Origin of the sequence: Lysinibacillus sp. FJAT-14745 (genome assembly GCF_001275675.1) — a bacterium.
In the GTDB taxonomy this organism is placed as follows: Bacteria; Bacillota; Bacilli; order Bacillales_A; family Planococcaceae; genus Lysinibacillus.
The window spans coordinates 14,908-30,000 of record NZ_LITM01000004.1 but is presented as its reverse complement, the minus strand read 5'-3'; the positions used below and the strand labels follow the sequence as shown (position 1 = coordinate 30,000).

The following is a 15,093-nucleotide window of genomic DNA, read 5'->3' as shown; positions in this document are numbered from 1 at the left end:
ATCATGTCACACACTCGATGTCAACAACTAAATTATTCAACTTAAAATTTATTTGTTTTCCAAACAGTTATCTTAGCGACTCTTATTACTATACTACAATATTTTTGTTTTGCAAGCATTTTATAAAAAAATTATTAAAGCAGTTATTCCTAGTACACCCGGAATGCCTAATATTGCAATTGTGAACACTGAAAATAAATTAATCGGTACATTATAGCCAGCATACCCTATGCCTAAGTGAATAATGAATAATAGTAGAAAGGCAAAAGCGAATCTAAACCAAAACACAGACATTCCTTCTAAAATTTTACCCATCTTGGCATGTCTTATTATTATATAAAGAAAAAGAAGCACTACAGGCACACAAAAGCTCATAATTACTAACCACGACACATGGTTTCCCCCTTAGCAATATCATTATGAAAGTTTATGTTTACTGTTGTGCTTCTATGAGTATCAATTATGCCTCGGCATAATTGCGTCCGGAATCGACTTTGTGCTTAGGCTTACACAAGGGCCTACACTATGTCGGTCATTTCGGTAATGCCACAGGACGTGGCGTTTTTACCGATGCAGGTCAGTTAGCCGATCGCATGGATGCGATGATTCTAGGCTAACATCCTCTAAAAACCCCTTTTCAATTTCCGTGACATCCGCCGAAAGAAGTTAAAAACTATTATTTAATTAATACTCTCCGAATTCTAGCTTCCTTGAATAAATAAAAATGTATACTCTCCGCTGCTTTCTTTTGAGCAATTACTTCTAAATCATAGTCATCTAGTAGTCCTTCAATTATCTTTGCCTGCTGTAAATCCTCTTTTGTTTCTTTTATAAGACTCACAAGCTTGTCGTCGAATTCTTTTTTTAATTTCCCTTTACTGCGGAAGAACATATTAATCCCTCACTCACAATTCTCGGCGACCTTCCATTGCCTTCGATAACGTTACTTCATCTGCATATTCTAAATCTCCACCCACCGGTAGTCCATGAGCGATCCGTGTTGTTCGAATGCCAGATGGCTTCACTAAACGAGAAATATACATAGCTGTTGCCTCGCCTTCAATAGTTGAATTCGTAGCTAAAATAAGCTCCTGAACAGCCTCATCTTGCAAACGAACTAGTAGAGAAGCGACATTAATATCCTCTGGACCAATACCATCCATAGGTGAAATAGCTCCCTGTAATACATGATACATACCATTGAAATCACGCATTTTTTCCATCGCAATTACATCTTTTGTATCTTGAACAACACAAATAATAGAATGATCTCGTTGTTTGTCCGTACAAATATGACATGGATCTACATCAGTTATGTTGCCACATACGGAGCAGTAGCTTAAATTTCGTTTGGCATCAATTAATGCTTTTGAAAAGGATAAAACGTCATCCTCTTTCATTGTTAACACAAAAAACGCCAGACGAGCCGCGGTCTTCGGCCCGATACCTGGCAATTTCATAAAACTATCAATCAGTTTCGATATTGGTTCTGGGTAGTACATTTATTTACCCCCTAGAATGGAAGGTTCATGCCTTGAGTGAATTTACCCATTGTTGCATTTGTCTTTTCATCTACTTTTTTCAATGCTTCATTTGTAGCAACAACGATTAAATCTTGTAGCATTTCGATATCGTCTGGATCTACTACTGATGGATCAAGATTTACTTCTACGATTTCACGTTGGCCAGTTACAGTTACTTTCACCATATTACCACCAGCAGAACCTTCAAATTGCTCTGCATTCAAAGCCTCTTGAGCCTCCATCATTTCCTTTTGCATTTTTTGCATTTTTTTCATCATACCTTGCATATTTCCCATTCCACGCATAAACATATTCCTCCTAAATGATTAGTCTTCAACAATTTCAATGAAATCTTTACCAAACAGTTTTTCTGCTTCCGTCACTAGCGGATCTTGTGAAGCAAGTGGTTGAGCATCGTCGATAAACGGCCCTTCTGCCATTTCTGCTGGTGGTGGTTCTAATAATTCTACTTCATGATCGGTCTCATTCTGAGATTTTTTCTCCTGCTGTAAGCCATGATCACGAATAAACTCTTCACGTAATTTTAACCAAGCATCTTCTGGCGTACAAAGCATTTCGTACATAGTACCAGTTTGCCCTGCAATTAATTGTGTGAATTGAGCTTTTAGGGATTGATTATCAGCAACCATTTGACAATGAATATCATACTTGAATTTTAACACAAAAGCACTCGAAGATGCCGCAACAGGTTCAGCTTCTGTTAAAAGAGCTGATTGAGATTTTTGCATTTGGCTTAATGCCTGTGCCCAAACCGATTTGATACGTTGCACATCTTGCTTTGTAGCATCCTTTAGTATCTCTTGAATACGACCTGTTGGTGCTTTATAACCATTTGGACTTTTAGCTCGTGGACGTTGCTCTTTTGGTGCTTGCGTCGTTTGCATCGGAGCACCAGCTTGTAATTGGGCTGATAGTTGTTGCACCATCTGCTCAAGTGCCACGATTTTTTGAGCGAGTTCAGGGCTCATAGCTACCTCACCTGAAGTCGTAGTTTGACCAATTGGACCACCCGAAAACTGCACCATTTTAAGTAATGCTGTTTCTAAGTAAATCTTTGTATGGTGGGAGAACCGCATTTCTTGCTGTGTTTTCGCTAAAATATCAATGTAGCCATAGAGCAAATCCGGCGCAAAATCATGCGCTAATGTAAATACTCGCTCCTCCGGTGACACTAGTTCTAATAATTCGGTCAAATCCTCACTTGTTTGCAGTAATAATAAGTCCCGGAAAAATGTAATCAGGTCCTCTGAAAGACGAAGAGGATCTTTCCCATCTGCAATAAGCTGTTCTAATAACGCCAGCATTTGTGCGACATCTTTTACTTTTAGAGCTTCTGCTAATTCATAGAAAACTTCCTGACTGATAGAACCTGTAACAAGTAATGTGTCCTCAAGCTTCAACTTTTCTCCGCTGAAGGATACAACCTGATCTAATAAGCTTAAAGCATCACGCATACCACCAGCTGCTGATTGTGCGATGACCTTCAAACCTTGTTCCTCAAACGGTAACTCAATATCCTCTAATACAACTTTCATGCGCTCAATAATATCATTGGTAGAAAGACGCTTGAAATCAAAGCGCTGACACCGCGAAATAATCGTTGCGGGCAATTTATGGGGCTCTGTCGTTGCTAAAATAAATACAGCATGAGAAGGTGGTTCTTCTAATGTCTTTAGAAGGGCATTGAAAGCACTTGTAGAAAGCATATGCACTTCATCAATGATATACACTTTATATCTGCTACTTGCAGGGGCAAATCGAACTTTCTCAATGACGTCACGTATTTCTTCAACGCGTGAATTAGACGCCGCGTCAAATTCAATAACATCTGGGTGAGAGCCCTCTGTAATGCTTACACAAGTAGCACATTCATTACAAGGCTCGTTTGATGGTGCATGCTCACAGTTTAAAGCCTTTGCAAAAATTTTAGCTGTACTTGTTTTCCCAGTACCACGTGGGCCGGAAAATAAATAAGCATGTGTTGTTTTATTCGCTAGGAGAGCATTTTGTAGCGTTCTTTTGACATGTGCTTGACCGGACATTTCTCGGAATGATTGCGGTCGATACACACGATAAAATGCTTGATACGTCAATGATTTCCTCTCCTCTTCTTCATAATATAGAATAGTTCTATTATAGCATTTGCTTCATTATTTATAAAATAGTGTCATCATTTTTCTAAAAATTCGGGACGATTCTCTTTTGCTTCTTGTAGGGCTGATGCTTCTAGCTCCTATCAGCTGCCTCGCACAATTTGTAACTTCCTTAAACATTCTGGCGATCGCTCTTCCGTCCCAAAAAATATTATAAAATCATATAAAAAAAACGCATCCGCCTTTTGTAGACGGATGCGTTTGAATTGGCAATTTAATGCCGTGCACCTTTCTTCGACAGCCGCACATAAGCGTTACTCTTGTCGTTAGCTCAGATTAGGCAACCCCGCGGCACATGAATAAGACCACTTAATGCTGCTTCCTTCCGGACCTGACATGGTTCATGGGTATCCATTGCGCAGGACCCAATCGTCAACACTACGTGCAAAAGGCAGACCAAACAATACGGACAGCCTCGAAAAAGGAATTCAGTCTCGCTAGAGCGGATTGCGAGTTACAGGACACCGCTACCTTCCCACCTAGCACGGCAATAACTAGTATACTTACTGTTTTCGTAAATTGCAACTTAATACGCATAATATTTGTTTGGAATATTCTATCAGCACTGTAAAAAAGAAATTATTTAAAAAACTGTTGACGCGAATTTTAAAATATGATAAATTTATTTTTGTCGATGAGACAACGCAACAGAACAACATGGAGGTATACCCAAGTCTGGCTGAAGGGATCGGTCTTGAAAACCGACAGGCGGGTAACACCGCGCGGGGGTTCGAATCCCTCTACCTCCTCCAGTTTTAAAATTCCGACTACGAATGTAGCCGTTTTTTTTTTGCCTAAAAATTGTATGAATCACTTACTAAATGCCACTTCCACTTAGGTTGTGGTATTTTTTTATTGTAAAGTATGATTTTATAACCGCGAACAATTCAAAACATTATTTCATCTAGGCAAATGCGCTTTCGTTCGAGGTTGCATTCCCCCCAACGCAACATCAAAAGTAGTGGTACAATTATCTTTATTTCAAACACGAAAACGAGCTCTTTAGCATACTTTTTTTGCTATACTGCCCGTTAATATTGATTAGGGAGGATTTTTTATGCACTCGAAATTTTACATATCTCGCGCTTCCCTCACTTGGATTTTCACAATTGCTCTGTTAACTGCTATCGGTAGTGAGATTAAAATAATGCCTTTTGCTGATACACCTTTTCGTTTCGGATTAGGAACTATTATTTTCTTTTTATGCACTTTACTTAGACCTACACCAATCATTTTGGCTGGATTTTCTACAAGCATCGTGACAACCATTTTTCGAATTATCATTAATTACTCTTTACATGATGTTCCATTAGTCGATAGTTTACTAATACATTTACCTGCTGCTGCATTCTATATATTGTTTGCGATATGCCTACAAATTCTAAGCATTCATCAATATAGAGAAAAACCACTATTGCTTGGATTACTAGTTGCGTTTAGTGAAGTATTCAGTAATTTAGTGGAACAACTATTTCGTTTTTTTATAAATGCTTATACTTTTTTATTCCTTCATGATTTACTTATACTATTAGCAGTTGCTGTATTACGTAGTTTCTTTGTTGTTGGCATTTATAGTTCCATTTTAATTGCTGAGCAAAAAAAACGTGTTCAGGAAATGCTTACGATCGGCTCAGATTTATATGTTGAGACACTTTATTTAAAAAAATCTATGAACCACATAGAAGTAATCACAGCCAGTGGATTTGAATTATATCGACAATTAAAATCACTAGGCTATCGTGCAGAAAGTATACAGGCACTTCATATTGCCCAGGAAATTCATGAAGTGAAGAAGGATTCACAACGCATTTATGCAGGTATTTCTAAAATTGTTGGTGAAAAGAGCTTTGGCTCCCTTAGATTGTCAGAATTATTACATTATATTGAAGACGGAAACAGAAAGTACGCTAATTTTCTCGGGAAAGAAATTGAGTTTAACATAAATATTGAAATCGATTTTCAAACGAAAGAACATATTGCATTGCTTGCACTTTTGAATAATTTAACAGCTAATGCTATTGAATCAATTGAGGATCAAGGTATCATTTCTATTGCCATTCAGCAGCAACAGGATGATACTGTAATAACAGTATGTGATAATGGGAAAGGCATTCCGCAAAGTAATCTCTCTATTATTTTTGAACCTGGATACACCACAAAATACAATGTAGATGGTGTCGCAGCAACAGGTATTGGGCTTTCACATGTTGTTGAATTAGTAAATAAATTAAATGGCTCAATATCCGTTGAATCAAACAATCAAAACACGATGTTTAAAATTGCAGTTCCTACGCAAACTATTCAAACGGGAGAGACTTAAATGAGGTATTTTATTGTAGATGATGATCGTGCAAGTCGGGTCATGTTAAAGCAAATTATTGAAGATAGTGGCTTAGGTACAGTTATTGGTGAAGCACGCAATGGTGAGGACGCAATTCCACAAATTTTAATGACACAGCCGGAATTTGTGTTGATCGATTTACTTATGCCTAAGCTCGATGGGATAGCAACAGTCGAGCACCTTATTCAAAATCGTTTTGAGGGACAATTTGTTATGATTTCTCAGGTAGTGAATAAGGAAATGGTAGGTGAGGCATATGAGCAAGGTATAGATTTCTTTATTCATAAACCTATAAATCGTATTGAGGTTGAGAATGTTTTACGTAAAACAACTGAACAATTTCGCCTAAAAAACTCATTGCTTATTATTCGCCAATCACTTACAAATATTGATCTAAGTGAACAAATAAATCATAAAGCAACGTCACGCGATCATATTCAATCTATCTTAAATGATATGGGTATCGTTGGTGAGATCGGAAGCGAAGATATTATAGCTATCATTGAGACATTACTTGCTCATCAGCACAAAATTGCACCACTTCCACCATTAAAGGAGCTTTATGAGGAAATTGCAGCTGTCACAAAGGCTACACCAGATGAAATTTTGAAGGAAAGTAAAGCCATTGAACAGCGCGTGCGCCGTACTATATTAGCAGCGATGATAAATCTCGCCAATCTAGGTGTTGTGGATTATACGAACTCCGAATTCGAATATTATGCACCTCGATACTTTGACTTTAAAGAAATTCGTCAGCTTATGACTCAGATAGAAGGTCACGGAAATCGTAAAGCAAAGGTTAATATTAAGAAGTTTATTCAGGTATTATATTCAGACATTTTAACTAAATTAAATTAATTTTCTCGGATTTTGTCGGATTTCATAAGTCCTCCGTATTATTAAAGTAAGGCAAGTCCTAAAAATTTTAATATTAGGAGGTACTAAGGTTTTGAAGAAGAAATTTAGAATCAGTTTAGCCACTCAAATTTTAGTCGGTTTGATTTTAGGGATTATTATTGGTGGTATCTTTTACGGAAACCCCAAAATTGAAACATATTTACAACCTCTAGGTGATATTTTCCTTCATCTAATTAAAATGATTGTTGTACCGATTATTATTTCGACTCTAATCGTTGGTGTTGCTGGCACTGGAGATATGAAACAGCTTGGACGATTAGGCGGGAAATCACTTATTTACTTTGAAATTATTACAACAGTCGCAATTGTAATTGGTTTACTTTCCGCAAACCTATTCCACCCAGGCACGGGTGTAAACATGAACGAGCTCTCTCAAGGAGATATTTCGAAATACGTTGCAACTACAGAAGAAGTAAAGCATGAAGGGCCATTTGATATTATTGTAGGTATTGTACCGACAAATATCATTCAGGCAATGTCTGAAGGTAATATGCTTGCGATCATCTTCTTCTCAGTTATTTTTGGTTTAGGGGTTGCTGCTATTGGCGAACGAGGTAAACCAGTATTAGACTTCTTCCAAGGGGTAGCAGATACTATGTTCTGGGTAACTAACCTCGTAATGAAATTTGCTCCAATTGGGGTATTTGGTTTAATCGGTGTAACCGTTTCCAAATATGGATTCGCTTCACTAATACCACTTGGCAAACTTGCTATACTTGTTTATGCAACAATGCTATTCTTTATCTTTGTCGTTCTTGGTCTTGTGGCCAAATTTGCAGGTATCAGTATCTTCTTCTTAATTAAAGTACTAAAAGATGAGCTGATTTTAGCGTTCTCAACAGCAAGTTCTGAAGCTGTGTTACCGCGAATTATGATGAAAATGGAGAAGCTAGGTGCTCCAAAGGATATCGTATCCTTTGTTATTCCAACCGGTTACTCCTTTAACTTAGATGGTTCTACACTGTACCAAGCTATTGCTGCATTATTTATTGCTCAAATGTACGGTATTCACCTAAGCATAAGTGAACAAATTACGTTAATGCTTGTATTAATGGTTACATCTAAAGGGATTGCAGGTGTTCCTGGAGTATCCTTCGTTGTGCTTCTAGCAACTTTAGGTACTGTTGGCATTCCAGTTGAAGGTTTAGCATTCATTGCAGGTATCGATCGTATTCTTGATATGGGACGTACAGTCGTTAACGTAATTGGTAACTCACTTGCGTCATTAGTAATGGCGAAATGGGAAGGCCGTTTCGATACAGAAAAAATGAAAAATTACTTTAAAGATAATGAAAATTTAGCATAAAAGTTAAAAAAACCCTCACGATGTATGGATGGCATCGTGAGGGTTTTTTTACTTTTAATGAATTATGCCTCGGCATAATTGCGTCCGGAATCAGCTTTGTACTTGGGCCTGCAGATGTTTTTTTCTCGAAAGCGTAGCGTCAGCGGCATGATGTTGGTCACTCAGTCGTGTGTTGTTGCTGTCGTTTCGCTTTTGGAGTCATTTACTGCAAGGAGTTAAAACTTTATCTAAATATGCAATAATAGATTCTTTTCCATTTGCATGTGCCTCTTGTGCACGTATATCATCTTTTTCAAGCTTTGCCTCAGCAGCTGCCACAATTCGCTCCGCATCTTCCTGTGGTACGACTACGACACCGTCCACATCCCCAATAATATAATCACCAGGACAAACAGAAACGCCCCCAATAGCAATAGGAACATTTACTTTACCGCCACCGTTTTTATTGCCAGCTGCTACCGTTGTGCCAAGTGAAAATACAGGAAAATCTAGCTCACGAATAGCTGCAATATCACGAATAACACCATCGACGACAAAGCCCTGTACACCAATACCTTTCGCTAATGAAAGAACAAAATCCCCGGCAACTGCACGATTGGTATTCCCTTTAGCGTCAATTACTAAAATATCTCCTTCTTTAGCAGCTCGAATGGCTTCCAATACTGCGCCATTTTCGCCATCTGGTAAACGCACTGTTACCGCACGGCCAGCAATTTTATAATGATCTGCTAACGGTTTAATAGTACTGCGTAAATTTGTATGTCCTCCTGTCGCATCTGAAACTGCAGTCGTTGGCAAATACTTAATACTTACTTCCACCTTTGTCACCTATAACACCCCTATTATGATATTTGGAAAGCTTACACAATTATTGTAATAAAACTCATCTAATATTCCAATATATATATCAGAAAATTATGCAAATAAGATTTTTGAGAAGAAGCTATTACATGCCTTAACCTTTTCTCTAATTCTTGCAATTATCTCATTCTTCTTTATGAAGCGTGTAAAAAAGAGAAATAAAGTTAAAAATTGCGTCATATTAGAGGGGAGATAAACTTATCTCACTTTAATATGGCGCAATTTTATATTATATGGATTACATTAAATTATTTCTGTAAAATGCCTTGATTGTTCATCTAATGCCTCTGCTGCAGTAGCAATTTCAGCAAAATCATTCGTTGTTACATTAATTTGACCATTTGTTTTTTCAACTTTTTCAGCTATACGTGTGATGCTTTCAGTGACTTGTCCAATCTCTCGCTCTATGCCCTCAACATTATCTTTTACTTCTGAAATAGATTGCTCCACCCTTACAGAAAGTTTTCTAACCTCTTTTGCTACAACATCAAAGCCTCGGCCATACTCACCAGCTCTTGCTGCTTCAATAGCTGCATTTAGTGCAAGTAAATTTGTCTGAGAAGCAATTTCTTGAATGGTCTTCACAATCCCTTTAATGGATTCTGCTTGCTTCTGTAGCTGTGCAAGATTTCTCACATTATCGGCAGACTCTTGTGAAACCTCTTTCACTGTTTCCAGTAAATCCTCGCTATTTTGAATACCAGCCTCCGAACGGCTATGAAGCTCTTTAGACATAACCTTTAATGTATCAGCTACACTAACAATTTCATTTTGGCGTTCAGTAATATTTGTTGCAATTTTCGATACGCCGATTACCTTTCTTGAATTATTAGCAAAGACAGGCATATAAGTAGCCTCAAGCCAAATTCTATTTCCCCTTGCATCCATTCTTTCGATTTTATCTTGATAGCTATTGCCAGCAGCTAAGTTCCTCCAAAATTTTCCGTATTCTATGCTATTCGCAAATTCCGTTAAACAAAAATCTTTATGATCTTTTCCTAGCATTTCCTCAACTTTATAGCCTAATGTTTTAGCAAAAAGTTCATTTACATAGGCAACTTTATGCTCCATATCAAAACGAATAATAGCTATATTTCGTTCAATTGCCAGCACTACTTGATCATCAGTAACTTCTGTATCTATTGTCTGCATAATCTACACCTCTTTCATTGTATTAGCGAACTAAAAATTTTAAGGGTAATGAACCCAATAAAAATACTTATAAAGATTATTTATTGCAGAAAAAACATGGGCATATTACCCATGTTTTTTTAAAAATTTTAATACTTCTTCCGATGTAGTAGCTATACGAATAAGTGATTCTTGTTCCGTGCGTATAAAACCTTCTTCGAGCATTTTCTTAAAATGTTGTAGAAGTCCATCATAAAAGCTATTTACATTATATAAAATTACAGGTTTTTCATGTAGTCCAATTTGTGCCCACGTAAACACTTCAAAATATTCATCCATTGTACCGCCTCCACCTGGTAGTGCTATAAAGGCATCTGCTAGCTCTACCATTTTGGCTTTACGTACATGCATAGACTCAACAAAATGAATTTCTGTTAGCGAGGCATGCGCTAATTCCCGCTTCTGTAAATGAGTTGGCATCACGCCGATTACCTCTCCGCCAGCTGCTAATACAGCATCTGCGACTTTTCCCATTAGTCCTATTTTCGAACCACCATAAACGACACCATGACCATTTTGAGCTAAGACAGTTCCTAATTCGGCTGCCTTCTCTGCATAAATTGGGTTTATGCCTAAGCCAGAGCCGCAATACACCGCTATTCTTATAGTAATCCCTCCTATTTCAAAAGACGTGACACAATAGGCTACATATTGTCTCACGTCTTTTGATCATTTATTTTCTTCAATTGTTTGGGCCAGCTGCTTCGCTTTCGGCCAGAACGCAATGGTTTCCTTACTATACATTAAAATTTAAGCATAGTTCATTTCCTATTTACGTAAATGACTTGTTTGTTTTAGCATATGACTGATGCGGCTCACAATTGATTCAATTGCTTCAGGATTTTTTAATAAATCATAATCATTAATATCTAAACGTAGAACTGGGCATGAATTAAAGTTATTAATCCAACTCTCATAACGTTCATGCATTTCAACCCAATAATCATTCGGTGTTTGCTGCTCCATCGCACGACCACGCTCTTGAATACGTCCAATAACAGAATCAATTGGTCCTTCTAAATAAACAAGTAAATCAGGGTGTGGGAAATATGGTGTCATCACCATCGCATCAAATAAATTTGTATAAGTCTCGTAATCTGTTGGGCTCATTGTACCTTTGTCATAGTGCATCTTAGCAAAAATTCCTGTATCTTCATAGATTGAGCGATCTTGAATAAACCCACCGCCATACTCGAAGATACGCTTCTGCTCCTTAAAACGCTCCGCTAAAAAATACACCTGTAGATGGAAGCTCCATTTTTCAAAGTCCTCATAAAATTTATCTAAATATGGATTAGTATCCACCTTTTCAAATGATGTACGGAAATTTAGCGCCTCTGCCAACGCCTTTGTCATTGTTGATTTCCCTACCCCAACCGTACCCGCGATTGTAATGACCGTTTGTGGAGGAATATCGTATTTATCTCTCAAATTCATTATTGCAAACTCCTTTGTTGTAACGTGTCCTTTATTGTTTGTAAAACATATTTCAAATCATTTGGATTTTTTACGAAATCAAGCTGATCACCATTAAATCGAATAACGGGAATTTCGGGATGCATGTTCTCAAAATGCTCGATAAAGGAATGATAATCTGCCACTAGTTGCTCCATGTAATCTCGTGAAATCATTTTTTCAAATTCACGACCACGCATCGCAATACGTTTCATCAACGTATCAACACTGGCATGTAAATAAACAACTACATTAGGTACAGGCATATCTTTCGTTAATATTTTATAGATTTCTTCGTATTTATCATACTCAGTTGGTAGCAATGTACGCTTGGCAAATATTAAATTTTTAAAAATGTGGTAGTCCGCCACAACAGGTTTAACATGTGTTAAACGGAACTTTTTTATATCCGATAATTGTTTATAGCGATTACATAGGAAGAACATTTCCGTTTGGAAGCTCCATTCCTCTATGTTTTCATAAAACTTATTTAGAAATGGGTTTTCGTCTACTATTTCTTTTAATAGATGGTAATTAAATGTCGCTGCAATCTCTTTAGATAAAGAGGTTTTACCAACACCAATCGGACCTTCTACCGTAACAAATGGAACCGTCACCAGAAGCTCCTCCTTTATGCTCTATGGATTCTATCGTCAATTACCCCGTCCTCGAGGTTCTGTTATTTAGAAAATAAATCAGTGCTTTTCATTGTATCATAGTGAGAAAGTGAATAACAGAACCAAACTATTTATCTATTAAAATAGGAGACCAAAACCAATTCCGTGACATCCGCTGAAATAAATAAAAAAATAGACCCACTCAAAGCGGATCTATCGTTACCCTTATAATTTAACTCGCTGTAAACGCAGTGCATTTAAAACGACAGATACTGAACTAAATGCCATCGCTGCACCTGCTACCCAAGGAGCTAGTAAACCGATTGCTGCAATTGGAATGCCTAATGTATTGTAAGCAAATGCCCAGAATAAGTTTTGTTTAATGTTACGCATTGTTTTGCGACTCATGATGATAGCATCCGCAATACTGTTTAAATCGCCACGAATCAGTGTGATATCCGCTGCTTCCATAGCCACGTCTGTACCGGTACCAATCGCCATCCCAATATTAGCTGTCGCAAGTGCCGGCGCATCATTAATGCCATCACCAACCATAGCTACTTTTTTACCTGTAGCTTGTAGTTTTTTCACTTCATTAGCTTTGCCTTCTGGAAGTACTTCAGCAATGACATGATTCACACCAACTTCTGCTCCTATTGCTTGTGCTGTACGTTCATTATCACCAGTCATCATAATAACGGTAATGCCCATTTCTTGTAGACGACGAACCGCTTCTTTTGAAGTATCTTTCACTGTATCAGCAACTGCTACTAGACCAGCATACTGACCGTTAATCGCAGCTAACATTGCAGTTTTACCGTTTTCCTCTAATTGCTCCATTGTTGGTAGGATATCATCAATTTGAATACCGTATTGTTGCATCAATTTACGAGTACCGATGACAACTCCTTGACCAGAGACAGTCGCTTGCACACCGTAACCTGGTATCGCTTCAAAGAATTGAACATCTCCTGGCTCAATACCGCGATCAGCAATTCCTTGAACAATTGCTTCTGCTAACGGATGCTCTGATTGCTTCTCAGCCGCACCAATTAACGATAAAAAACGTGCCTCGTCTTGATTTGCCGCTAGTACAACATCCGTTAAGACAGGTTTACCATGTGTCACTGTACCAGTTTTATCAACAACTACTGTATCGATGCTTTGCGTTTGCTCTAAATGCTCTCCACCTTTAAATAAAATACCGAATTCCGCCGCACGACCAGAGCCCGCCATAATAGATGTTGGTGTTGCTAATCCGAGCGCACATGGACAAGCGATAACGAGAACTGCAATTAATACTTCAAGTGCTGGCGTAAATTCACCAGGTCGCACCCAAATAATCCAAATTAAAAACGTGACAATCGCAATACCAACAACGATTGGTACAAAGACGCCTGAAATTTGGTCTGCTAAGCGTTGGATTGGCGCTTTTGAGCCTTGTGCATCTTCTACAACTTTAATAATTTGAGCTAGAGCTGTATCGCGACCAACTTTAGTCGCTGTCATTTTAATAAAGCCATTTTTATTAATAGTTGAACCGAATAATAGGTCACCTTGCTTTTTATCAACAGGTAGACTCTCTCCTGTTAACATCGATTCATCAACAGCTGTTGTTCCTTCTAACACTTCACCATCAACAGGAATTTTTTCACCAGGTTTCACTAACATAATGTCGCCAATGACTACTTCTTCTAATGGCACTTCTTTCTCTACACCGTCACGAACAACGATGGCCGTTTTTGCCTGAAGGCCCATTAATTTTTTGATTGCTTCAGATGAGCGACCTTTTGCTTTTGCCTCAAATAATTTCCCTAATAAAATTAAAGTAATCAATACGGCACTTGTTTCAAAATATAGGTGAGGGGCATGGTGTGACCCCGCGGTAATAATTGCTTGATATAAACTATAAAAATACGCCGCAGATGTTCCCATTACTACAAGTACATCCATATTGGCACTACCATTACGTAAAGCTTTGTAGGCTCCCACATAAAATTGCTTCCCAATGATAAATTGAACAGGAGTAGCCAACACCAGTTGTACCCATGGGTTCATTAAAAATTCAGGGACATATAAAAATGATGTAAATGAGAAATGTCCTACCATCGTCCAAAGTAATGGTAGTGAAAGAATGGCCGATAAAATAAATTTTTTCTGCTGTTGTTTGATAGCGTGCTCACGATGATCCACAGTCTCTTGCTCATCTGCTTTTTGATGAGCCTCATACCCTAATTTCTCAACCTTTGCAATAATATCTGCAATCGTCACCTCTGATGGGTTAAACTCAATAGTTGCTTTTTCGAGTGCTAAGTTTACATTCGCAGAAGATACACCTGCTAGTTTATTTAAACCCTTCTCTATACGTGTAGCACAGGCTGCACATGTCATTCCTGTAATGCCGAATTCAGTTTTTTGTTTTACGACACCATAACCAAGTGCTTCAATTTTCTTTTCAAAGTCTTCTTCATTTAATTTTGTCGGATCATATTTAATAGATGATTTTTCAAGAGCTAAATTAACTGTCGCTTGTTCTACACCATCCATTTTATTTAAACCTTTTTCTATTCGAGTCGCACAGGCTGCACATGTCATTCCTGTAATTTGCAAATTCGCTTCTTTTATTTTCGAACTCATAATCATTTCTCCTCTCCACATACCAACAGGGGGTATGTTAAATTGAAAATAAGAGAGTGCTACAAGAGCA

The 15,093-nt window shown here is 37.8% G+C and carries 14 protein-coding genes, 1 tRNA gene and 1 other RNA gene; 4 read left to right on the top strand and 12 right to left on the bottom strand.

Annotated elements, in window-relative coordinates; genetic code table 11:
• Positions 1-120: 120 nt before the first annotated feature.
• From AMS59_RS06700 to ffs, 6 genes are all read right to left on the bottom strand, one after another.
• Positions 121-393: a pro-sigmaK processing inhibitor BofA family protein gene (locus tag AMS59_RS06700; protein WP_053482987.1), complete on the bottom strand. Its 273-nt coding sequence runs from the start codon at positions 391-393 to the stop codon at positions 121-123.
• Between the two features lie 283 nt (positions 394-676).
• Entirely contained in the window at positions 677-892 is a 216-nt protein-coding gene (locus tag AMS59_RS06695; RefSeq protein ID WP_053482986.1) for a YaaL family protein, read from the bottom strand.
• Positions 893-905: 13 nt separating this feature from the next.
• Positions 906-1,502: a recombination mediator RecR gene (gene recR / locus AMS59_RS06690; protein ID WP_053482985.1), complete on the bottom strand. Its 597-nt coding sequence runs from the start codon at positions 1,500-1,502 to the stop codon at positions 906-908.
• Between the two features lie 11 nt (positions 1,503-1,513).
• Positions 1,514-1,828, bottom strand: coding sequence for a YbaB/EbfC family nucleoid-associated protein (locus AMS59_RS06685; RefSeq protein WP_053482984.1), 315 nt, complete (start codon positions 1,826-1,828; stop codon positions 1,514-1,516).
• Between the two features lie 21 nt (positions 1,829-1,849).
• A complete protein-coding gene (dnaX, locus tag AMS59_RS06680) occupies positions 1,850-3,637 on the bottom strand; it encodes a DNA polymerase III subunit gamma/tau (protein WP_053482983.1) in 1,788 nt (595 codons plus the stop codon).
• 280 nt (positions 3,638-3,917) lie between these two features.
• An RNA gene (ffs, locus tag AMS59_RS24110) (signal recognition particle sRNA large type) lies at positions 3,918-4,185 on the bottom strand.
• Between the two features lie 171 nt (positions 4,186-4,356).
• Here ffs and AMS59_RS06675 point away from each other — a divergent pair.
• The 4 genes from AMS59_RS06675 (at position 4,357) to AMS59_RS06660 (ending at position 8,262) form a co-directional block, all read left to right on the top strand.
• Positions 4,357-4,449: transfer RNA gene (locus AMS59_RS06675), tRNA-Ser, on the top strand.
• A 305-nt stretch (positions 4,450-4,754) separates the two neighbouring features.
• Positions 4,755-6,017, top strand: coding sequence for an ATP-binding protein (locus AMS59_RS06670; protein ID WP_053482982.1), 1,263 nt, complete (start codon positions 4,755-4,757; stop codon positions 6,015-6,017).
• Entirely contained in the window at positions 6,018-6,896 is an 879-nt protein-coding gene (locus AMS59_RS06665) for a response regulator (protein ID WP_053482981.1), read from the top strand.
• Between the two features lie 91 nt (positions 6,897-6,987).
• Positions 6,988-8,262 (top strand): cation:dicarboxylate symporter family transporter, encoded by a 1,275-nt coding sequence (locus tag AMS59_RS06660; protein ID WP_053482980.1) that lies wholly within the window; start codon positions 6,988-6,990, stop codon positions 8,260-8,262.
• Positions 8,263-8,460: 198 nt separating this feature from the next.
• Here AMS59_RS06660 and AMS59_RS06655 read toward each other — a convergent pair whose 3' ends face one another.
• From AMS59_RS06655 to AMS59_RS06630, 6 genes are all read right to left on the bottom strand, one after another.
• Positions 8,461-9,090: an RraA family protein gene (locus AMS59_RS06655; protein WP_053482979.1), complete on the bottom strand. Its 630-nt coding sequence runs from the start codon at positions 9,088-9,090 to the stop codon at positions 8,461-8,463.
• A 276-nt stretch (positions 9,091-9,366) separates the two neighbouring features.
• Positions 9,367-10,275: a methyl-accepting chemotaxis protein gene (locus AMS59_RS06650; RefSeq protein ID WP_053482978.1), complete on the bottom strand. Its 909-nt coding sequence runs from the start codon at positions 10,273-10,275 to the stop codon at positions 9,367-9,369.
• A gap of 105 nt (positions 10,276-10,380) precedes the next feature.
• Positions 10,381-10,920 carry a TIGR00730 family Rossman fold protein gene (locus AMS59_RS06645; protein WP_199777686.1) on the bottom strand — a complete coding sequence of 180 codons (540 nt, stop codon included), beginning with the start codon at positions 10,918-10,920 and terminating at the stop codon, positions 10,381-10,383.
• A 162-nt stretch (positions 10,921-11,082) separates the two neighbouring features.
• Positions 11,083-11,751 carry a deoxynucleoside kinase gene (locus AMS59_RS06640; RefSeq protein ID WP_053482976.1) on the bottom strand — a complete coding sequence of 223 codons (669 nt, stop codon included), beginning with the start codon at positions 11,749-11,751 and terminating at the stop codon, positions 11,083-11,085.
• Positions 11,751-12,386 carry a deoxynucleoside kinase gene (locus AMS59_RS06635; protein ID WP_053482975.1) on the bottom strand — a complete coding sequence of 212 codons (636 nt, stop codon included), beginning with the start codon at positions 12,384-12,386 and terminating at the stop codon, positions 11,751-11,753. The genes AMS59_RS06640 and AMS59_RS06635 overlap by 1 nt, the downstream gene beginning before the upstream one ends.
• Positions 12,387-12,611: 225 nt before the next feature.
• Positions 12,612-15,023 (bottom strand): heavy metal translocating P-type ATPase, encoded by a 2,412-nt coding sequence (locus AMS59_RS06630; protein WP_053482974.1) that lies wholly within the window; start codon positions 15,021-15,023, stop codon positions 12,612-12,614.
• Between the last annotated feature and the right edge of the window lie 70 nt (positions 15,024-15,093).